We start from the raw sequence: 20,404 nt of genomic DNA on the forward strand, positions 1-20,404 counted from the left end.
CCGTAGCTTTCCTTAATGGTTACTAGGTCAACTCCATTGGATGGAATATGCCGCCCTGCACAAAGGCGTATCGAGGCGACAGATGGGGCGCTGGGCTCAACCCCTGACCACAGTGTCCGCGTCGGGGTCGAACGGGTTGGTCCTGACCATCAGGGAAAAAAGGTAGGGATAGTTCTTTTGCAGGTGGCGGGTATGCATCAGCCATTCCCTCACCATCAGGGAGAATGCCCGGTTGACGTCATTGTTCAAATGGGAGATATCAGACGGAGGGGAAGCGGAGACGTCCTTCCGGTTCATCAACTCCTCCTGCACATGGAACAAGGCCAGCAACAGTTCGGTGAACCGCTCGTGTTCCAAGAGATTGGGGTTCTCCATCATTCCCAGAAGGAAGGTTCGCTTCTCCATCAGCAAGGGCTTGATTTCGGCCAAGGAATGTGCGTCCAGCATAAGGTCGATCTTCTCCTCAGCTAGCCTATGGACTGCGCGGTCGTAATCCTTGTCGGTCCAATCGGAACCGACGTGAAGGTCTCGACCGAAGGTTGGCAACCTTCTGCCGTTGTCAGTGACCAGATGGATGAGCGGCATCCCCAGCTCACTGAAGAAAGCTCCTATGACCGTGCTCATCTTTCCGATCATGGCGTCCTTTTCCCTCCGGTCCAACAGCGATTGGATGATCAGGGTGACCAGCAGCACATTGATGAAAACGAAGGCCAGATCTCCGGTCGCATACATCAGCATGGTGTATAGGTTGTCGAAGATGAGATAATACGCCAGGTATGTGAGGGCGGACAGGACCAGCAGGCCTACACCCAAACGAGTCTGCCAGTATTTCATTGCTGGACCGCCATGTGAGGTTACCGAGGGATGTACAGGAGCACCTGGTTAATTACCATATCGGGCGGAAGTCCCGAAAGGGCTTTTTGCAATGAACGATTTTCCTGGAATTGCGATTAGAAACGTCCCTTCGAACCCCCGCCTCCGGTGCTGCCGCCCCCGAATCCGCCCCGTCCGCCCCTTCCGAAAAGCAAGCCGATCCAAAGGAAAGCCCTTCCCCGGGTGACGACCATCAGCGCGAGGAAGACCACAACGGTGATCACCAGTTCCGTCCCGTTCAGAGGGATGAAGTCGATCGGATATGGACTCGGAGAGGGGCCTGGGTCAACATAGTTATTGGTCAGCTCCAGCCCGATCGAACAGACAAAGAGAGTGATGCCAGTGGAATAGTTGCCGGGAGCATCGAGGTATGGGATCAGATAGGAGTCCTGAAGTTCGGTCAGTTTAGCGCCGCTCAATATGCCCTCCACCCCTTTGCCGGTGACGACCCGCCAGCTCTTGTCCGCCGTGGATAGAACGAAAAGGACGCCGTTGTCCTTTCCTTTCTGACCGATGCCGTTCTTCTCAAACACCTTGATGGCCAGATCGTTGACCCCTACGTGAACCCTATTGTAGTCAGTGCCGTTCACGATCAGGACAGCCAGCTGGCAGGTGTTGTTCTGTTCTACGGCGTGGCAGAACTGGTCCAGATCGTTGTAGTCCGCTTCATCGAGCACGTATGTATCGTCAGTGACATAGTAGTCCAGCTTGGGGACCCAGCTCGTATCGTCAGCATTAGCTGGCTGTAGGATGATGAACGCACCGACGGCGAAGATGATCGCCATTACCATGATCACGACAATGGCGGCGATCTTGGTGGAGCGGTTCATCCCAGACCCGTTCAGAGGTTAATCGCGGTACCATCGTTGATCCCGGTGCCCCAATAGGACTTGTCGCCGAAGCCGAACGTCCCTGCGAGCAGGTTGTTAGGGAAGGACCCGATGGCGGTGTTGTAATCCCTCACGGCCGTGTTGTAGTTCGTCCTGGAATAAGACAGCTGCTCTTCCTGGTTGACGATTTCGCCCATGTACTTACTGACCAGTGCATCGGCCTTCAGGTCAGGGTAGTTCTCCCAGGTCAGAACGATCTTGTTCAACTGGGAATCGAGCTGTTCGCTAGTGTTAGAAAGTTCAGCCGCAGAAGCTCCGCCTTTGGATTCGTTCATCCATTGTGATCTTAGAGCAGTGATGTTAGTGAGGAGACTGGACTCGTAGTTCATGTAGACACTGGTTTGATTTAGCATGGCCGGCAGAACGCTGATCTTTTTCGTGTAACTGTTCTTGATCTCCGACAGTTTCGCGTTAACGTTCTGGTCCTTCCCGACCAGTCCGTTGTATGCCAGGACCGTCCACAACAAGATGATGACGACAAGTCCGACCGCGATGATCTTGTAAATGATCTTTTTGTTGATGCCAGACCCATCTGCCATGACACGGAGTAGACTTTCGGTTATTATGAATCTTACCTGCTAAATTATGCTCCGGAGAAATGAAGTGTTTAGGGTTTCGGTCAGAAGGCCGGTACCAGCCCCTGCTGTGTGCTGACGAAGGGCAGGTAGATCAGTTTGGCATCGTGGACCGTAAGGGTGTAGTCAAGATACTGAAGGACGCCGGGCTTCTCCGCCTCGATCGTGACCACCACGAAATCCGCCATCTCCTTCGCCTCCTCTTGCCTCATTACCGTTGGCAGCCGGGGCACCGTACCGAAATCCATCCGGGTGTTGTAAGGCGGGGGGTTAAGAGTGAAATCCATCGCCATGTTCTTGAACCGTTCTATCTCCATCTCCGACGCCGGCACCCATATGAAGAGATTCCCGGAATTGTCGCCCTCCCTGAACCAGCTGGTCAGCTTTTGGAATCCGCCTCCTTCTGAACGGACGTTGTTGATGACGACGGTGGAGTACATGCGCCAGAACGGCACGTAGACCCGGTCCTGGGGAGCGTTCTTGTTGAAATCCCCGATCTCGACATCCAAGACCTGGACTCCTCCGTTCCTGATGTGCATCGTGCCACAGGTGGTGCAATAGAACACTGTGTCCTTCTGCTTCGAATAGATCGGATTCCCGCATTTGGGACACTTGACCTGGATCACCTGCATCAGATGTCACCCCAGTTGTTGCCCCCGACGCGGCCCTGGGTCAATTGGGAGGCCACGTTCTTGAGGTCTCCCAGTTTGAACCCGCGGTCTGAGAAATCCCCCTCGGTTATCTCTGAACCTCCCCGGAAGAAAAGATAGGTCCCGACCATGATTATTAGCCCCACCACGAAACAACCTATCGCCACCTCCCCCGACGAGCTGGCCACAATGATGCCGGTCGCCCCCAGCAACCCCCCGATGGAAGTTCCCGCGGTGACCGCCAGGCTCTGGAAGAGCGGGTCGCCTGGGGCCCTTCCGGAAAGCACCGAACCGGTCACGCCGTCCACGGTGTTCAGGTACATCCTATCGCGGTAGGTGTAGCGCACCACCCATATCGGATAATAGACCATGGACATGGATTCAGGGAAGACGTGCACGTTCTCGAACGTGATGTGGGGCACATGGGCATCGGACCGGGCATTCGCCATCGCACTCTCTTTGGCATGGGCGAAGGCATCGTCCTTGCTGGTCGTCGACTCGAACGTTGGGATCGTCTGGAAATCGGTGAGCGCCGTCTCCCCGTCAATGTTCCTCATCTTCCTTATTCCCAGGTCACCGGGGTCGCAGGCGATCTCGGAAAACCGGTAATCGCGGAGGATGAGCTCCTCCTTCGGGATGCGTTCAGTGTAGGTACGCTTGCCGTCGCTGTGTGTCCTCTCCTCATATCCGCATATCCATCCAGCGACCCTGGTGGTTGTGCTCCAGAACGGGATATATATCGGATAGCATTCGGTGACCTGGCCGACCCTCTTGAGATCCCGTGCCTTGAATCCTTTCTTCCACCAGCTGGCGGAGGAAATGACGGCGGTCTCCCGGGTGATCATGTTCTTGAAGGATATCGTGGTCACCCCCGCGTCACCCTCGACGAAAAGCATCGACCCGCAATACTGGCAATTGACCGTGGTCTCGCCTTCGACCACCTTAATGGCCCCGCTGCATGCGGGACAGTTCAGACCGACTTCGATGCCCATTGTCACATCCTCTTTGCCACGTAATAAGCGATCCCGAACACGGCCAGGACCGTGACCGCCATCAAAAGGACGGCGATGCCCAGATACTTCATGCTGTTCACCGCCGCCAGCAGCCCCTCCGCAATGAAGACCACGAAACCGACGATGGCCACCAGCAGATATGAGGCCGAACTTCGCGTGGGGAACTCTGAGGCGAAAACCTCTCCCGAGGTCGCGCTGACCACCACCTTGTAACGCTTCTGATCGAACACGTAGTCAATGGTCCAGATGGGGAAATAGACCAAAGCCTGTTCTTTCGGTTTGCCAGGCAGGTTGCTGAGGTACGTGGACATCTCGATGTCGGGTTTGATCAGCTCTGCCCCTCCGGTGTCGAACTTGTTGTCGAACACCTTCATGTCCCCGGCCGGGACCTTGAGGCTATGCAGTCCGGGCAACGTCGTGGAACCTGCCGGCTCCACCTGGACCTCCTCTATGCCATTGACGTCACGCTTGAAAAGGTAGACCGGGAAGTATTCCTTCTTCGCCCCCACCACCTGAGCGAACTTGTCCAGGTCCTTGGCCTTGGTCGGGCCGCTGGCCCAGCGCCTGAAAGTGCCGATGGCGTTGTTCTGGTCGATCATGAACGGGACCGCGTAATAGAACCCGGCCCCGCTCCGGTCGAGGTAGATCAACGATCCGCAGTAGGTGCACTGGACGAACTTATCCTTGGAGTCGAACTCCACCGGTGCCGCACACTTGGGACATTTGATGCTGGCCATTGGGCGCCCCTCAGAAGGTCGTTCCGCACTCGGGGCAGAACTTTGCCGAACCAGGGGACTCCGTGCCGCACTTGGGGCACTTCTTGGTGGCCTTCATCGGGTTGCCGCACTCGGGGCAGAACTTGGCATCGGGGCTCACCTTGGCGCCGCACTTGGGGCAAGGGATCGTCTCGACGATCAGCTTGGTGCCGCATGAGTTGCAGAACTTGGCTCCCACGTCGTTCGCTGCGCCGCACTTCGGGCAGAGCAGGACCTGCTGAGGTGCGGGCGGCTGCGTCCCGGCTGCCGGCTGCTGCTGCGCGCTCCTCATGGCATCCACCATGGTGTAGCCCATGCCGATGCCTGCCCCCACGCCCACGCCGGCTGCGGCCGCCCCGCCGGAGGGGTTCGATGCCGCCTCCCGCATGGCCTGGCCGCTCTGATACTGGGCATAGTTCGTGCCGGTGATCTGCATCGAGGCGCGTGTGTCCACCGCTTTCTGCACCTCGTCCGGCAGTGAGACATATAGCCCGGAGATCTTGTCGATGCCTACTCCATAAAGGGCGAAGTGGTCGTTGGTCTTGGACAGGACCACCTGCTCGATGTTGGGCAGGTTGCTGGCCAGGTCCGCCACCCCCATTCCCTGGTTCTTCATGTCGCCGAGGGCGGCATAGATCAGCAGCACCATCTGCTCCTTGATGCGCTCCTCGATCTCGGCGCTGGTGGCAAAGTTGAGCGTGCCCACGAACTGGTTCACGAAATTCTCCGGGTTGGAGACCTTGTACCTGAACTCGCCGAAGACCCTGAGGTTGACCATCCCGAACTCCTTGTCACGGAACTGGAACGGTTGTTTCGAACCGAACTTGCCGTCAAAGGCGCGTTTCTGCAGATAGATCAGTTCAGCCTGCTGCTGTGCACCGGACAATGCTTTGACCAGCTTGCCCACGATGGGGGCGTTCAGGTCGGTGAGCGCATACCTGTCCGGCCGGTCCATGTACGCCAGGACCTTCCCGTCCCGGTAGAATGCGGCGATCTCGTCCTCTCGGACGACCACGTTGTCGCCGTACTTGATGTTCCGGTTCATGCGGAACATGATGTTCAGACGCTTGTCCTGGTCCTCCCACTTGAAAGTGTCAGCGCCTATTAAGCTCATTCAGAATCACACTCCTATACCCATGATGATGGAGATGCGCTTGTCGAACTTCTCCTCGAAGCCGGTGATGCGCATCTTTACGTTCTTCAACTGTTCCGCGGTCCTGCCATCGTCATTGTCGTCGATGGCGGTACGCAGTGACCCGATGGATTGCTCGACGAAATTGATGGTATCGACCATTCCCGCGTCGTACTCGTAGAGCATGTTCAGCTCCGGTACATTGATGCGTATGTCGGCCGAGATGCCTGAATATCCGGATTCACCGTGCGCCAACAGGCCCTCGACCTTCTTGTACTGGTTGATGATGCCGCCGATCGGCTGAAGGTTCTTTGACAGGGGGTTGTTCGTGACCATTGTCTGCCGGAACTCCTCAAGCTCCTTGCGCTGGAGCGCGAGGCGTTTTCCGAGCTCCAGCCTCAGCATCTTGTCCGAGTCCCTAAGATCGTCCCTAAGCCTGTATCCGCGATACCCCGGGACCATGAGCTGGATCTTCTTGATCAATCCCCGGTCCTCCTCAACCTTCTGCCTGATGTCTGGCATGGTGAACCTCCTCAATCGGGGTTATAGCGTTAGCTAGACTATTAAAATGTCGTCCCCCGACGGGACCTGGATAATCAGGGTATGGTGGTGATCACCTTCTCCTTGCTCAGGAACCTTGCCAGGTAGAAGGTGAAGGTCAGCATCCCTGCCGCCACCAGGAACATGACCAGCAGCATCAGGACGGTGATAGAGCCAGAACCGCCCACCAGCTGTCCTACAACCGTGATACCGATGAACAGTCCCAGGAACGTGAATATCCCGATCACCGTGTTCTCCTTCATGCCCAGAAGCAGTTGCGCGTATCCTATCAGGCCGACCACCGCTGCCGTGAACAGGGGGACCGTGACCACGATATGAACCAGGATGATCGCTGATGGGACCAGGAGGACGCCCGCCGACATGCTGGCCAACGATATGACGAACGTTATCGAAATGAGCGAGGCGAGATATGCCACGACCGAGACGCCGATCAGCTTTCCCATCCATATGGAGCGGAGGTCCAGGGGCGTGCACAGCAGCGTCTCGATGACTCCATCTTTCTTCTCGTTGGAGAACACGGTCCCGGTCAGCAGGTAACCCATCAAGGCCCCCAGCATCGGGGCCAGGTAGAACAGCTGCCTGGTCAGTGATTCTGACGTCAGACCGATCGTGGATTGACCGTTCAATAGGCCGAACCAAAGAGCGAAGAATATCGTGGATATCACCGTCCCTCGGGAGGACGTTATCTCATGCATCTCCTTGAGAGCAACTATTTTCACCTGGTTCCAGTTCACGGTCCCGCCCCCGCCTGCTTCATGATGTCGATGTACACTTCTTCCAGCGACCTCTTCATCCTTCTCGCTTCGGACAGACGGATGCCGCCCTTCACCAATCCCTCGATCAGGTCCTCTGCCGCCACCGAGTCTGTCGCCACCTCAATGGCTAGGTTCCTTCGGGTGACGCCTCCCTCCCCTACCAGCGCGACCAGGACCGTCTGCGCCCTTTCGGCAGTGGATTCGTCATTGAAGTTGAACTCCATCATCGGCCTGCTGTACGTGGATCGCATGTTCTCTACCGTGTCGTAGGCTCGGATCGTGCCGTGCTGAAGGATGGCGATACGGTTGCATACCCTCTGCACCTCATCCAGGTTGTGAGAGTTCAGGAAGACCGTGATCCTCCTCTTCTTGGACATCTCTTGGATTATGTCCCTCATCAACTTCTGGGCCTCCGGGTCCAGTCCTGAGGACGGCTCATCCAGGAACATGATCTCAGGGTCATGGATCATTGCTCTGGCCAGGCCGAGACGCTGCTTCATCCCCTTGGAGAACTTGCCTGCCTTCTGGTCCCGCTGTTCGGTCAGCCCCACCAGGTCCAGTTCCTGCTTTATCTTGTTCTCGATGTCGTCCAAGCCGTACAAACGGGCAAAATACTGCAGATTATCATGGGCGGTCAGGCGGTCATAGACACCGTTCTTCTCCAGAAGCACTCCGACGCGTTTTCTCAGATCGCCGTCGGTACCCATGTCCTTTCCTTTGATCAGGGCCTCACCGTGGGTGGGCTTGAGAAGCCCAAGCATGATCCTCATGGTCGTGGTCTTTCCCGCTCCGTTGGGACCGAGGTAACCGAAGATGTCGCCCTCTTCGACCCTGAAACTCACGTTGCTCAAAACCCACCGGTCCTCGAACGATTTGGAAAGGTCCCTGACCTCGATGATGCTCAAATTACCGCCCCCCTGTCAAACATCTTGGTGATTTCTTTCCTCGATAAATGTCTAACGATAAGGATAATCATGACGCTTTCCTCGATAAACGTCTAAAGATAAGGATGATAGGGTATCATTTAGAGAGGGATATCATGTCCCTCATTCTTCCAGCATTATTCAATATATTTCCACAAATGTCTATTGCAACAGAAGTTTGAACACTATAAGAATAATAATGGCCTATAAGAATTATTTATTTGTCCATTTTCACCACTGGAAACAAGTTTGAAATATTCCGATGCGATTCAGAACCTAGTTAAGGCGTAGCATGGGTGGACATCAATGCAGCAAGTGATCGAGAACGCTAGATCGACGACCGGCACCAAGACGAGGGTAAGCGACGTCAGTCCGGTCAGTGGAATGTGCCCGATTTGTATAGAGGAATGTGGTGTGCTTTGCGAGGTCGGTAAGTCGGCCTTCCGTGGCAGGGAGGTTCTTTACCCTATGCCGGAGCATTTCGGCACCAGCACCGCCGCTTCAAACAAGGACTTCGGTCTGGACTATTCTGATTTCCAGATCCTGGCAGAGCTCATCGGTGCCTATGGAATTGAGGCTAACCCGGACAAGGCTTTCTTCGAGAACGTCAAGATCGAGACGCAGGTCGCGACCCGTTCGAAGAAACCGATCAACCTAAAGGTCCCGTTCGTCATCGCTGGACTCGGTTCGACAGCGGTCGCCAAGAGGAACTGGGACAGCCTGGCCAAGGGAGCAGCGCTCTCCGGCATCATCGAGACAGTGGGAGAGAACGTCTGCGGGATGGACTCCGAATCGACCTACACCAAGGGCAAGGTCGTGAAATCCCCGGACATGGCATACCGTGTGTCTGCCTATCGCGAGCTCTGGGACGAAAAGTACGGAGATATCGCCGTGCAGACGAACGTTGAGGACCAAAGGGGCGGCGTTGATGATTACGTCCTTTCCAAGCTCGAGGTCAACATAATCGAAAGGAAGTGGGGACAGGGTGCCAAGGCCATCGGAGGAGAGGTCAGGCTAGACTCCATCGAAAGGGCGCTCGAGCTCAAGAAGCGCGGATATCTGGTGCTCCCGGACCCAGAGGACAAGATGGTGAAGGAGGCGTTCAAGGCCGGAGCCTTCAAGTCCTTTGAGAGGCACAGCCGGGTCGGTTTCCCCGGACTGAAGTCGTTCGTCGAGGACGTCGAGTCCCTGAGGGACAAGGGAGCCAAGTACGTGTTCCTGAAGACTGGCGCCTATAGACCGGAGGTCGTCGCCTTTACGATGAAGGCCGCCTCGGAGGCCAAGATCGACATGCTCACCTTTGATGGAGCTGGAGGCGGCACCGGCATGTCCCCGGTACCGATGATGAACGAGATGTCCACACCGACCGTTCACCTGGAGGCCCAAGTCTTGGCATGCGCCCAGATCCTGAAGAAGAAGGGTAAGTTCCTGCCCGACATGGTCATGGCCGGTGGGTTCGTCAATGAGGGACAGATGTACAAGGCAATGGCGATGAGCAACATCGGCGGCGGCCCATCGATCAAGGCGATCGCGATGGCCCGGGCCCCGATCCTGGCTGCAATGAAGTCCACGTACTTCGCCAAGATGGCCGAGTCCAAGAGCCTTCCCAAGAGCTTCACCGACATGTACACCTCGGACCCAGCGAACTTCTTCATCATGGCGAAGGAGATGGCCAAGGACAAGAGCCTCAAGCTGGGTAAGAACCTCCCATGGGGGGCGGTTGGTCTCCACACCTACCTGGTCGACAGGCTCGGCGTCGGACTGAAGCAGCTCATGGCCGGATCCAGGAAGTTCAACCTGGAGAACCTGGACCGCTCCGATATTGCCTCCTTGACCCCGTACGCCTCGCAGGTCACTGGCATAGAGACCTTCGACCAGATGTCGTCAAGGGTCATGCCTGGTATCTTGGAATACTGGGACGAGTGAACCAATATGAAGGCCGGAGGGACCGGCCTTCCTTTTTTTTCTTGAATGAGGACGTTCTCGTAGGATATCCCTATGAGAAAAAATAGATAATGGACAATTTATTAGCGGGATGGTTTATCCATCCAACCCTTTTAGAGCCAGATGTACAAATTTGTGTCCTGTTTAATGCGATCGAAACATCCAATTGGGGTCAAAAACTGGAAAAGCATTAATATCGACTAACGCATTGACTTTTTCAACCGGCTCATGGAAAATGAGCTGGAATAAATTAGGGGAACGAAATAGCGGACTTTCTTAGGAGGAGAGGATCGCATAGGAGCGGTGAGCCACCGGCCCAACGAACTCCAAACGGTTTCAAAACCAAGGTATGGGGTCAATGAATGACCTCTACCTTTTTAGAAATAATATGGACGCTCCCAATTTGGAATTCATCCAGAGTACATAGGTTATTTTAATCATGGCATGAATCTTCCTTCAGTGGTCGTTCATGGAGCCCAAGCCGAAATTCTCCAACCATCTTGTGCACGAGAAGAGTCCCTATCTGATCATGCATTCACATAACCCGGTTGATTGGTATCCCTGGGGAGAGGCAGCTTTCACCGAAGCGAAGCGAACCGGAAAACCGGTCTTCCTCTCCATCGGTTATTCCGCCTGTCACTGGTGTCATGTCATGGAGAGGGAGTCGTTCGAAGATGAGGATGTGGCCAAGGCATTGAACGAAGGTTACGTGTCCATCAAGGTGGATAGGGAAGAGCGTCCGGACATCGATGAGCTATACATGAAGGCATGTCAGGCCATGACCGGAGGGGGAGGTTGGCCGTTGACCATCGTGATGACGCCGGAGAAGATACCTTTCTTCGCCGCCACCTATATCCCTCGGAACGGCCAATTCGGCATGTCGGACATCATCACCGTGCTCAACGCCATCTCGACCGCCTGGAAAGAAGAACAGGGAGAGATCCGATCGATCACCTCTACCATAATGAGGGACATAGCGGCGATGCAGATCGTCAGGCCGGGCGAACCGAGCTTAAGATATCTGGACGACGCATTTCAAGGTCTGAAGAAGACCTATGAGGAGAAGTTCGGCGGATTCGAGAAGTCACCAAAGTTCCCCATCCCCCACAAGGTCATGTTCCTCCTTCGGTACTGGAATGACACCGGCAAAGATGACGCTTTGAAGATGGCCGATTGGACCCTCACCAATATGATGCTCGGAGGGATCCATGACCACATAGGAGGAGGATTCCATCGGTATTCCACCGACGGACAATGGATATTGCCTCACTTCGAAAAGATGCTTTATGACCAGGCCCTGATCTGCATGGCCTATACTGAGGCGTACCTGGCCACCGGCAAGGATGATTTCAGGAAGGTGGCGGAAGGTATAGTCGAGTATGTTCTGAGGGACCTGGTCTCGGACAGAGGGGCGTTCTGCGCTTCCGAGGATGCGGACAGCGAGGGCGTGGAGGGCAAGTTCTACACATGGACCAGCATCGAGATCGAGGAGGTGCTCAAGGACCTGAATCCCGAGGTCTTCATGGCATGCTTTGACGTCCACCCCGAGGGGACCATCGGTTCTGGCAGGGAAGGGGACAGCGATCGAAACCTCCTGCACCTAGTGGCAGACCTCGCCACCCTGGCCTCCAAGTTCGAGATGAGCCCGGCGCAATTGGATGATTATCTAAGCTCATGCATGGAACGTTTGAGAAGGGTCCGTGAGATGCGTATCCGTCCAGCCCGCGATGACAAGGTCCTTACGGATTGGAACGGGCTCATGATCGCCGCCTTGGCTAAAGCGGGTAGAGCATTCGATGAGGAGCGTTACCTGCAGGCGGCAAAGAGGGCGGTGGATTCGATAGAAGGATTCTTGGCGTCGCCGGAGGGCGGCCTATACCACATGTATCGGGACGGTGAGGCCAGGGTGAACGGCATGCTCTCTGACCATGCCTATTACATCTGGGGGCTCCTGGAGCTTTATCAGGCCACCTTCGAGTATCGATATTTGAACAGAGCGGTCGAATATACCAGGAGGACCATCGATCTGTTCGGTGACGATAGCGGAGGATTCTACAACTCCATGGCCAAGGACGATCTGGTCATCCTGAGCAAGGAGATCTCGGATGGGGCCATGCCTTCGGCGAATTCGGTGATGGTCTATGACCTGGCTATGCTGTCGACGATGATCGATGACCGGAGGATGAAGGAGGCGGCGATGGCCTCCGCCAAATACTATGACTTTTACCTTTCCAAGGTACCGGACGCGCTGTCGTTCTTCATGATGGGTCTGAGGATGCTGCTGAGACCGGCCGAGGAGTTGGTCATCGCCGGCGACCCTATGGACGAACGCACAAGTGCGATGGTCGGGGCTACCAACTCGATCTTCCATCCGTATACAGTCATGATGCTGAATCCAATGCGGGAAGGAAAGATGCCCGAGTGCAAGAACCTCTCCAGCCTGAATGATAAGACTCCGATTGGCGGAAAGGCCACTGCCTACCTTTGCCGGAATGGGAGCTGTCTCAAGCCCATTCAGGATCTTGACGAGCTCATGGATGCGTTGAGAGCGGCGGTCAAGCCTCATCAGGTGTGACCACCGATGCCGGCGGCCTATCGACGTAGGTCACCTGGAACCGTGACTGGAACCGGCGGAATGCGCGCATGACCGGCTTTGCCAGAGCAAAAGTGAAGACCACATTGCCGCCCGAATGCAATAATCCGAAAGGCAGGCCTGCACCGAATATGAACAAGAACTTCTCCGGGTCCAGATTATACAGCCAGACCCAACTGCTGAAATCGAGCAGTTCGTTGTACATCCAGCCGAGCATGAAGCAGAGGATGGCCATCTTGACAACGCTCACCTCCTTGCTCTTTTTTCCGATGAGGCCGGAGACAAATCCCACCAAACCCCAACCGGCCATCTGCCATATCGCCCAGGGGCCCATCCCGAGGAACAGGTTGGAAATGATCGCCGTCGTGCCGCCGACCATGAACCCGGCCAACGGTCCGAAGACCAAGCCGACCGCCATGATCAGGAAGGTGCACGGCTGAACGTTCGGGATGGCTGCGAATGGGATGCGCGATGCCGCGATGATGGCGCCGAGTATCCCGATCAAGGCCACTTCCTTCGAGCTAACAGCGGTTTCCTCGAAGCGGCCAAAGAACGTTATTAGGAGGAGCAGCATGAAGGCGTTCGTGAGCAATGCCGCATAGGTCTTCAGGTCCGATGAGTCCACGAACGTGAGATAGAGTATGAACGCCGCTACGGTTATGGTCGCCACGGTCGGGACCAATGACATGTAGGTAATCCGCGAATGCGTCTTAACTCTCACGGTATCCATGGTATCGGTCTCCATCTCAGACCACCCCTAGCTCTTCTTTGGCGATGGCCATCATATCGTCCAGGGATATCTCCGTCAGGCACCCGTCCTTCAGTCGGAGAACCCGGCTGGAATATTCCGCAATGAACCGGTAGTCATGGGTCACCAGGATGGTGGTCTGACCCTCCGCACGAAGCTTCTCCAGGATATCGCCCAGTTTGGCCTTGTTCCATTGGTCAAGCCCTCTCGTGGGCTCGTCCAGTATCAGGACCTTGGGCTTGGCGACAAGGATCGAGGCCAGGGCGGCCCTCTCCCTCTCACCGCAGCTCAGGTCCCGGGGGAACCTCTTCAGGTACCGCTCCAGATCCAGTATCCTGAGCGCCCAGTGGATCCTCTCGTCCCACTCCTTCTCATCGATCTTGAGGTTTCTGAGGGTGAACTGGAGTTCCGCCTCGAGCGATTCCTCGAACAGGTAATCGTTAGGATTCTGCCCCAGATAGCCAATGGTCTTGGCGATCGATGCGGACGTCAGACCGGAGATGCTTTTACCGTTGACCTTTACATCACCGGTCCTCGGTCTCAGCAGCCCATTGAGGTTCTTCATCAGGGTGGACTTGCCGCTCCCGTTATCACCGGTGATGGAGACCAGTTCGCCAGTCTTGACCTTCAATCCCAAGCACTTTAGCACCTCTCTTCCTTCATATCCGAAGCTGATGTTATCCGCCTCGATTATGTCGGGTTTATCGTCGGGGATCGCCACATTGCGGCTCTCTGGCGCGTTCAAAAGGCCTATGCCCTTCATGTAATCCACCATCTCGTCCCGTGGCCCGTCCTTGACGATGGAACCCTGGTCCATGACGATTATCCGGTCGGGATAATCGATGCAGCGCTCGACCCGGTGCTCAACCAGTATGACCGATATCCCCAGTTCGCGGTTCATCTGCTTAAGGAACTCCAGGAACAGCACGGCGTTGTCCCCGTCCAGCTGCGATGTGGGTTCGTCCAGCACGATGTACTTCGGTCGCATGGCCAGGATGGATGCCATGGCCACCTTCTGCTTCTCCCCTCCGCTCAGTTCCGGAATGAACCGGGTCAGGAATTGTTTCAGGTCCAGGTACTCGGAGTATTGAAGGACCCTTTCCCTCATGGTCTCGGTGGGGACGCACATGTTCTCCATGCCGAATGCCATCTCATTCTCCACATTGGTCATGACCAACTGGTTCTCGGGGTCCTGGAACACCATGCCTACCAAGTTCGCGTAGTCACAGGGGGAATGGTCTCTCGTGTCCATGCCGTCGACGACCACATGGCCTGACATCCTCCCGCCATAGAAATGAGGGATGAGCCCGTTCAGGGCACGGCAGAGGGTGGACTTGCCGCAGCCCGACCTCCCCAGCACCAGGATGAACTCGCCTTCCTTTATCTTAAGATTGACGTCGTTCAATGAATTGGCGTTCGCACCGACATACTGGAATGAGAGCCGTTCCACCTCGATCATTTCCTTCCCCCCAGGAATATCGGCGAAAGCAATAGCAGGATGACGCCGATGATCTCGAAGTCCAGCAAGGACGGGCTCGTCATCTCACCGGCAAGATAATCGACGTGGCCATGTCCGACTATGAACATCGCCACGGCGAAGAACATCGCCGCAACGAACGATATCACCATCGCGATCTCGCGGGTCGTTATCCTGGCGATGATATAGGACGTTCTTTTGCCCGATCCGAACCCTCGCGCTTCCATCGCCTCGGATATCCCGACGGACCTCTCAAGAGAGTTCATCAACAGGGGCATTACGACCGGGGACCGGGCCTGGGCTTTCTTGAGAGCCCCACCCTCGTCGAACTCCACACCCCTGACCCGCATGGCGTCCATGATGTTCTTCGAATCGGTCGCGATGGTGGGGTACATCCTAGTGGCCAAGGAGAACGAGGTTGTCGTCTTGTGGCCGAATCTTGACATGGCGCGGAGAGCCTCGTCCGGATGCACGATGAAGGCGAGCAATGAGAACGATCCCACGGCCACGAACAGCCTGAAGCACATGCTGGTCGCGAACCAGATCGATTCCGAGGTGATCCTGATTATTCCATAGGTGAAGACCACATCATAGCCCTGAGGGATTAGGAGATTGAAGAGGAAGACGAAAGGAATCATGTATGCGGTATACTTCAGCAACGAGAGCGTGGACCGGAGCACTCTGCCCGCCACCGCCACCAATAGTATGAAGAGGAACAGGATCGCCAAGTAGAAGATGTCCGAAAGGAGCACGGACATAACGAACATCGCCGCTACGAACACGATCTTGGGTCGGGCATCCAGCTTGTGGATCCTCGAGTTGGTGTCCTTGTATGGGAATATCATGTGAGATTACCTGACAGCTCCATGAACTTCCAGTACACTCGGTCTCCATCGTTCAATGTTGTCTTGTCGCATGCGACCGTTCCATAGACATCGTTAACATAGAACTGCCAACCCCGTCCAGGCCTCTCGGTGTTCACCCCATCGATCCTCTCGATGATCGTTCCCATGGCGACGTACTGTTGCCTGACCACGGCGAAGTCTCCCTTGCCCGCACATTCCATCAGAAGGTCCATGACGTTGTCTGAGAACGTCATGTTCTTGAAGACGAAGATGGTGGTGCCGTTACCGCTCGCATGGGTCTCATAGGTCCAGACCCCGCTGGAATTGGTCCAGGTGGTCACGTTGTTCCGGAAATGGTTCGTGGGGGCATCGGAGAAATCGATGGTCATGGTGGCGGTCTTGTTCTTGGCTCCGCTGCTGTTGCCGGGGAACAGTCCCATTCCGCTTACCAGCACCACGGCCACCAATACGACGACGATGATCGCCACCAGTGTCGATTTTTTCATCTTGTATCCCCTACTTCTTGCGCCTCACGAAATAGACTGCCCCTACCGCCAACAGGACCAGGACGACCGATGCCACTAGGACATAGAGCATGGTGTTATCGGTCGCCGCGGTCTTGGATTCAACCGATATGGCCTTGGTAACGGTCGTGTTCGCCCCTTGCGCGTCAACGGTCCAGGCGGTAACGGTGTAGCTTCCCGCCTTTTCATAGGTATGGTTGACATGCGCTCCGGTGCTGGTGTTACCGTCGCCGAAGTTCCAGGTCACATGGCACTGGTCCAGGTCGACGATCCCGGCGGAGAACTCGACCTTCAAACCATCATTGACGGCAGTCAGATTTACGACCGGATCGAGGTTGTTGTAGGCGTAGACATATCCATTGTCGCACACGGCAATGACGGTGTCCTCCACAACGATCGGCGATCCCAGAGCATAGTTGGCTGGAAGCAACGAGGAATTCCACATCTTGACGCCCGTCTTCGAAAGCATCACGATGTTGCTCGTCGCCTCGTTCGTAATTGCCAGGATGCCGTTCGAGGAAACCGCTATGGATCCTCCGATGGTCGCCCCGATCGATGTTGACCATACCAGAGAACCGTTCGCTTTCCTCATCTGGATATCGTTTCCATAGGAGACCACGACATTCTTACCGAGTATCGAAGGGGTGCTCATCTTGCCCGTCATGGAGATGTTCGACATGATCGTGCCGGTGTAGTTCATCTGGACGAAGTTCGACGAGGACACGGCATAATCCGATACCGCATAGGTATAGGTGATCAGGACGATCGAATCGTTGAGGAGGGCTGCTGAGGACTTGATCTTTCCCCCAAAGGAGACGTTCCACAACTCGGTCCCATTCGTCGCCACGGCATGGAACACGCCATCGGTGGATCCGACGTAGATGGTCCCATCCTTGACCGCCGGGGCTGAGTAGTATATCTCGGAGGCAAGCACCTTCTTCCATGCCAGAGATCCGTCCTCATTCAGGGCGTACAACTTACCGTCACCGCCGGGCACGATTATCATGTTAGAGGTGAACACAGGCGACGAGCTGATCCCCTTGGCCGGGGAATCGATGGTGAAGTTCCACAGCTTGGCTCCCGTCGCTGAGTTGAACGAAGTGACGACGCCATCGTTTGTCGAAACGATGACCTGACCTTCGATCAGGAGAGGCGAAGATAACTGGAAAGCGGTTGAATTGACCGTTGCGTTCCACTTCTGATCTCCATTCAGGTCCATGCAAAAGAGCTTGGCCTTGGTCATGAAGTCCCCGGCAAATACATACAGACTGCCGTTCGCGCTGACCGGGACCGTGTCGATCGCGCCAGAGTTCAGGTTCTTGCTCCATGCCATCCCAGGGGTGACACTGGAATAGGATGGTGAATTACCGGAATTGGAGAGGTCATATTTTGAAACGGTCCATGGATACCTGTGCTCCGGTGTGGCCAGAGGGGCTGGTGAGGACCAATCGGCCCGAGATGCGCCGATCTTAAACGCTATGGCTGGAAAGTTTATTGCCTTTGCATTTGGTGACTGGGCTCCAAACATTGGAGATACCCATTTCTGAGCCGTACTGTTCCAAACCCAGAATCCCCAGAACTCGGTGGAGGTGCTGCTCTTGTTTCCTATCTTGTCAACAAAGTCCCCCATCCCAGGATAGTTTATCGATTCGAATGCCAGACCTAATTGCTCTGCTGCCATCTTGGTGGCGTTGAAAGAATCGGTGTTTGAGTCAATTGGGACATCGGCCCATGCGACAGTTCCATCTCCGAAATCGATAAGAACGGCACAGGTTTGAGGTGTCGTAGCGTCAGTTAGAACCGGCATTGCCGCCACTGTCAAGAACGAAGCGAACATTAGAAACGCGAACAATCGTTGAAATTTCATCGAAGATCCCCGATGGCCTTGGTTAGACCGAGTATTGGATGTATTATCCAATATATCAACCCTCTTCCACCGAATAATTATATTTCTGAGACCGTCTATTGCCTTGTTCGACTGGTCGATTCATAGATCATTCGACGAAGCATCTATATCCTGGACCACGAGGACAATGAGATGATGAGGCCATATGTGGTGAGGGCGGTGTGATCCGCCAAACCCATTCAATTGTTTAGAAAAATGAAAAGACCGCCAGGTATGGCCGTTCAGATCAATTCGAACGCCGCCGCCAATGCACCATCTTCCGCCTGGTCGTAGGTCTTTGCGGTGCCGATGATGATGACGTCGCCCTCGGTCACCGCCAGAAGCCTCCGGAGCGCCTCGGCGAACTCCGGCCTCTCATTGTCCAGATCGTAGTCGGGCGGGACCACGAGATGGTCGCCGGATACGATGATGGTCGTCGCCCCCTCCGCTCCAGCCTTGATCGCACTGTCCCTCTGTTCCACGCCGAGCTTGATCTTCATGCTCTGGCCTTTAACTAGCACAGCCGCGCTCCTCTCACCTAGGGTGCTGTCCGTCGGCTCGACCCTTTCCATGAAGATCGGGAGTTTGCCGAGGAACTCGTGGCCCTTGATGGCTATCTTGACCCCGGTCTGTTTGACATCGATCATCTCGCGATCGCGAAGATACTCGATGATGGTCCGCATGCTTCCTTCACCTATGTTCACCATGTCAGCAAGTTGCTTGCGCCCCTTGCGCTTTCCATCGGATAAGATGGAAAGTGTTTTGAAGACGTGATAGTCGGCGAACCGGTGCACCGGACCATATCTGGGCAAATCAACGAGCTTCATCGCTTAGAATACCGTCACTTCGCCTTTTACAACTTTCTCCGTGACCTTGTTGATGTTCTCGAACCAGTTGTCGGCCACCGCAAGCGCTTTCTTCTGGGTCTTTTCGAAGTTGACGCCGTCTCCCAGAATGAGCTGGACGCTGCAGGTCTGCGGGTCGTTGATGGGCCTGCCGATCTGGGACAGGATCCTTACCTGGGCTTCCTGGACGTCCCCGCCGGCCTCCTTCACGATGTCCCTCGCAATCCAGTTGGCAAGGATGTTGTACATCTTGCCGACATGGGTGATCGGGTTCTTTCCGGCGGAGGCCTCCATGCTCATCGAGCGGTAAGGGGTGATCAGGCCGTTGACGCGGTTACCGCGACCGACGGAGCCGTCGTCCCCGTTCTCCGCGCTGAGCCCGGTGACCGTCAGGTAGTAGTTGCCGTTCTTGTAATCATCGGCGTGGTTCACGTCGACCTTAACATCGTACTTGGTGAACTTCGAGGCATAGTCGGACACCCGCTGGGTCATCTCCTGCACGACATTGATGTAATGGTCGGCGTCCGGAACGAACTTGTCCACCATGGCGCAGGCGATGGTCAGGGTTATCTTGTCGTTGTTCCTCGAGGCCATGACCTTCACGTCCTGGCCGGTCTCCTTGAGCTTCTTCTTCATCGCGCCGTTGATGTAACGCTCGACCTCGAGCGTCACCGTCTCGGTCTGGGAGAGAGGTGCGAAACTGCACCCGAAGGAGGTGTCGTTCGCCAGCATGCAACTGTTGGCGTTGCCGTTCACCTTGCACTTGTCAGCGAGGGACTCGAAGTTCTTTATCAGGTCGATGCTGCCCTTGCCGATCTTGCAGTCCACGATGACATCATTGTTCACGTCCAGATGCGGGAAGTTCTTCAGGTAATCCTTCGCCGCTCCGATGGCGGTGGTGGCATATGGCAGCCGCTCTCCGTCCACTTGGGTGATCGCTCGGCCGATGAGGACGATATAGATCGGCTCGAGCATTCTTCCGCCGCCGAACTTTGGGGCGCTCTGTCCACCCACAACCTCGTTCTGATCGGTGTTGTGGTGCAGAACCTCTCCGTATCTGTCCAGATACATCTTGCACAGCGCACGGCTGACCGATTCTGCCAATCCATCGGAGATGGTGTCCGGATGCCCGAGGCCTTTACGTTCGACGAGCTCGACCCTCTGCTTCTCGATAGGGGTGAGTTTCAGGCTCTCGACGATGATGTTCTTATCGATCTTCTTTACCGCTGGCTTCTTTGCTGTGGTCTTCCTAATCGGCTTGGATGCCATGATGGTCACCTATTTTGCTGGAGTAATTTGCAATCCTTGACCAGCTTTTATCCCAATACTGTCTGGCCGTAGACTGAGCTAGCCGCTTGTAATTGGTTCGGTCATATAAGCCCTATTGACTCAATTATTCATATATGACTAATAACA

19 protein-coding genes are annotated in these 20,404 nt (G+C 55.4%); 2 read left to right on the plus strand and 17 right to left on the minus strand.

From position 1 onward, the window contains the following. Nucleotides 1-96: 96 nt before the first annotated feature. The 10 genes from VGK23_04850 to VGK23_04895 form a co-directional block, all read right to left on the minus strand. Nucleotides 97-834, minus strand: a complete 738-nt coding sequence (locus VGK23_04850) for a hypothetical protein (protein ID HEY3419863.1) — start codon at nucleotides 832-834, stop codon at nucleotides 97-99. 116 nt (nucleotides 835-950) lie between these two features. Then, nucleotides 951-1,703: a TPM domain-containing protein gene (locus VGK23_04855; protein ID HEY3419864.1), complete on the minus strand. Its 753-nt coding sequence runs from the start codon at nucleotides 1,701-1,703 to the stop codon at nucleotides 951-953. An 11-nt stretch (nucleotides 1,704-1,714) separates the two neighbouring features. Beyond that, nucleotides 1,715-2,302: a LemA family protein gene (locus tag VGK23_04860; protein ID HEY3419865.1), complete on the minus strand. Its 588-nt coding sequence runs from the start codon at nucleotides 2,300-2,302 to the stop codon at nucleotides 1,715-1,717. Between the two features lie 80 nt (nucleotides 2,303-2,382). After that, on the minus strand, nucleotides 2,383-2,970 hold the full coding sequence (locus VGK23_04865; protein ID HEY3419866.1) for a hypothetical protein: 588 nt from the start codon (nucleotides 2,968-2,970) through the stop codon (nucleotides 2,383-2,385). Beyond that, the gene (locus VGK23_04870) at nucleotides 2,970-3,980 is read right to left on the minus strand and encodes a hypothetical protein (GenBank protein HEY3419867.1); all 1,011 of its coding nucleotides are present in this window, start codon (nucleotides 3,978-3,980) and stop codon (nucleotides 2,970-2,972) included. Before VGK23_04870 ends, VGK23_04865 begins: the two co-directional genes overlap by 1 nt. A 2-nt stretch (nucleotides 3,981-3,982) precedes the next feature. Beyond that, nucleotides 3,983-4,738, minus strand: a complete 756-nt coding sequence (locus tag VGK23_04875; GenBank protein HEY3419868.1) for a zinc ribbon domain-containing protein — start codon at nucleotides 4,736-4,738, stop codon at nucleotides 3,983-3,985. Between the two features lie 10 nt (nucleotides 4,739-4,748). Beyond that, nucleotides 4,749-5,870: an SPFH domain-containing protein gene (locus VGK23_04880; GenBank protein ID HEY3419869.1), complete on the minus strand. Its 1,122-nt coding sequence runs from the start codon at nucleotides 5,868-5,870 to the stop codon at nucleotides 4,749-4,751. A 6-nt stretch (nucleotides 5,871-5,876) separates the two neighbouring features. Beyond that, complete coding sequence (locus VGK23_04885; GenBank protein HEY3419870.1) at nucleotides 5,877-6,410, minus strand: hypothetical protein; 534 nt, start codon at nucleotides 6,408-6,410, stop codon at nucleotides 5,877-5,879. 74 nt (nucleotides 6,411-6,484) lie between these two features. Then, a complete protein-coding gene (locus VGK23_04890) occupies nucleotides 6,485-7,183 on the minus strand; it encodes a hypothetical protein (GenBank protein HEY3419871.1) in 699 nt (232 codons plus the stop codon). Then, nucleotides 7,180-8,109 carry an ABC transporter ATP-binding protein gene (locus VGK23_04895; GenBank protein HEY3419872.1) on the minus strand — a complete coding sequence of 310 codons (930 nt, stop codon included), beginning with the start codon at nucleotides 8,107-8,109 and terminating at the stop codon, nucleotides 7,180-7,182. Before VGK23_04895 ends, VGK23_04890 begins: the two co-directional genes overlap by 4 nt. Nucleotides 8,110-8,433: 324 nt before the next feature. Between VGK23_04895 and VGK23_04900 the strand changes: the two genes are divergently transcribed. Both VGK23_04900 and VGK23_04905 read left to right on the plus strand, forming a co-directional pair. After that, nucleotides 8,434-10,053 (plus strand): glutamate synthase-related protein, encoded by a 1,620-nt coding sequence (locus VGK23_04900; protein ID HEY3419873.1) that lies wholly within the window; start codon nucleotides 8,434-8,436, stop codon nucleotides 10,051-10,053. A 487-nt stretch (nucleotides 10,054-10,540) separates the two neighbouring features. Beyond that, nucleotides 10,541-12,646, plus strand: coding sequence for a thioredoxin domain-containing protein (locus VGK23_04905; GenBank protein ID HEY3419874.1), 2,106 nt, complete (start codon nucleotides 10,541-10,543; stop codon nucleotides 12,644-12,646). On the opposite strand, the gene VGK23_04910 is transcribed toward VGK23_04905, so the two are convergent. From VGK23_04910 to VGK23_04940, 7 genes are all read right to left on the minus strand, one after another. Beyond that, a complete protein-coding gene (locus VGK23_04910; GenBank protein ID HEY3419875.1) occupies nucleotides 12,627-13,409 on the minus strand; it encodes an ECF transporter S component in 783 nt (260 codons plus the stop codon). The two genes, VGK23_04905 and VGK23_04910, sit on opposite strands and share 20 nt — an antisense overlap. A 1-nt stretch (nucleotide 13,410) precedes the next feature. Then, complete coding sequence (locus VGK23_04915; GenBank protein ID HEY3419876.1) at nucleotides 13,411-14,871, minus strand: energy-coupling factor transporter ATPase; 1,461 nt, start codon at nucleotides 14,869-14,871, stop codon at nucleotides 13,411-13,413. After that, nucleotides 14,868-15,734: an energy-coupling factor transporter transmembrane component T gene (locus tag VGK23_04920; protein HEY3419877.1), complete on the minus strand. Its 867-nt coding sequence runs from the start codon at nucleotides 15,732-15,734 to the stop codon at nucleotides 14,868-14,870. The genes VGK23_04915 and VGK23_04920 overlap by 4 nt, the downstream gene beginning before the upstream one ends. Then, entirely contained in the window at nucleotides 15,731-16,240 is a 510-nt protein-coding gene (locus VGK23_04925; protein HEY3419878.1) for a DUF4430 domain-containing protein, read from the minus strand. Before VGK23_04925 ends, VGK23_04920 begins: the two co-directional genes overlap by 4 nt. Before the next feature lie 10 nt (nucleotides 16,241-16,250). Further along, nucleotides 16,251-18,125: a PQQ-binding-like beta-propeller repeat protein gene (locus tag VGK23_04930; protein ID HEY3419879.1), complete on the minus strand. Its 1,875-nt coding sequence runs from the start codon at nucleotides 18,123-18,125 to the stop codon at nucleotides 16,251-16,253. 260 nt (nucleotides 18,126-18,385) lie between these two features. Next, nucleotides 18,386-18,970 (minus strand): DUF4443 domain-containing protein, encoded by a 585-nt coding sequence (locus VGK23_04935; GenBank protein ID HEY3419880.1) that lies wholly within the window; start codon nucleotides 18,968-18,970, stop codon nucleotides 18,386-18,388. A 3-nt stretch (nucleotides 18,971-18,973) separates the two neighbouring features. Beyond that, the gene (locus tag VGK23_04940) at nucleotides 18,974-20,257 is read right to left on the minus strand and encodes a methionine adenosyltransferase (GenBank protein HEY3419881.1); all 1,284 of its coding nucleotides are present in this window, start codon (nucleotides 20,255-20,257) and stop codon (nucleotides 18,974-18,976) included. Nucleotides 20,258-20,404 lie beyond the last annotated feature (147 nt).

The sequence above is a fragment of the Methanomassiliicoccales archaeon genome (assembly GCA_036504055.1).
In the GTDB taxonomy this organism is placed as follows: Archaea; Thermoplasmatota; Thermoplasmata; order Methanomassiliicoccales; family UBA472; genus DASXVU01.

What these genes read in the sequence shown, in the direction of transcription:
- VGK23_04850 (HEY3419863.1), bottom strand. Translation starts at nt 834, where the DNA reads ATGAAATACTGGCAGACTCGTTTGGGTGTAGGCCTGCTGGTCCTGTCC.
- VGK23_04855 (HEY3419864.1), bottom strand. Translation starts at nt 1,703, where the DNA reads ATGAACCGCTCCACCAAGATCGCCGCCATTGTCGTGATCATGGTAATG.
- VGK23_04860 (HEY3419865.1), bottom strand. Translation starts at nt 2,302, where the DNA reads ATGGCAGATGGGTCTGGCATCAACAAAAAGATCATTTACAAGATCATC.
- VGK23_04865 (HEY3419866.1), bottom strand. Translation starts at nt 2,970, where the DNA reads ATGCAGGTGATCCAGGTCAAGTGTCCCAAATGCGGGAATCCGATCTAT.
- VGK23_04870 (HEY3419867.1), bottom strand. Translation starts at nt 3,980, where the DNA reads ATGGGCATCGAAGTCGGTCTGAACTGTCCCGCATGCAGCGGGGCCATT.
- VGK23_04875 (HEY3419868.1), bottom strand. Translation starts at nt 4,738, where the DNA reads ATGGCCAGCATCAAATGTCCCAAGTGTGCGGCACCGGTGGAGTTCGAC.
- VGK23_04880 (HEY3419869.1), bottom strand. Translation starts at nt 5,870, where the DNA reads ATGAGCTTAATAGGCGCTGACACTTTCAAGTGGGAGGACCAGGACAAG.
- VGK23_04885 (HEY3419870.1), bottom strand. Translation starts at nt 6,410, where the DNA reads ATGCCAGACATCAGGCAGAAGGTTGAGGAGGACCGGGGATTGATCAAG.
- VGK23_04900 (HEY3419873.1), top strand. Translation starts at nt 8,434, where the DNA reads ATGCAGCAAGTGATCGAGAACGCTAGATCGACGACCGGCACCAAGACG.
- VGK23_04905 (HEY3419874.1), top strand. Translation starts at nt 10,541, where the DNA reads ATGGAGCCCAAGCCGAAATTCTCCAACCATCTTGTGCACGAGAAGAGT.
- VGK23_04910 (HEY3419875.1), bottom strand. Translation starts at nt 13,409, where the DNA reads ATGGAGACCGATACCATGGATACCGTGAGAGTTAAGACGCATTCGCGG.
- VGK23_04915 (HEY3419876.1), bottom strand. Translation starts at nt 14,871, where the DNA reads ATGATCGAGGTGGAACGGCTCTCATTCCAGTATGTCGGTGCGAACGCC.
- VGK23_04920 (HEY3419877.1), bottom strand. Translation starts at nt 15,734, where the DNA reads ATGATATTCCCATACAAGGACACCAACTCGAGGATCCACAAGCTGGAT.
- VGK23_04925 (HEY3419878.1), bottom strand. Translation starts at nt 16,240, where the DNA reads ATGAAAAAATCGACACTGGTGGCGATCATCGTCGTCGTATTGGTGGCC.
- VGK23_04930 (HEY3419879.1), bottom strand. Translation starts at nt 18,125, where the DNA reads ATGAAATTTCAACGATTGTTCGCGTTTCTAATGTTCGCTTCGTTCTTG.
- VGK23_04935 (HEY3419880.1), bottom strand. Translation starts at nt 18,970, where the DNA reads ATGAAGCTCGTTGATTTGCCCAGATATGGTCCGGTGCACCGGTTCGCC.
- VGK23_04940 (HEY3419881.1), bottom strand. Translation starts at nt 20,257, where the DNA reads ATGGCATCCAAGCCGATTAGGAAGACCACAGCAAAGAAGCCAGCGGTA.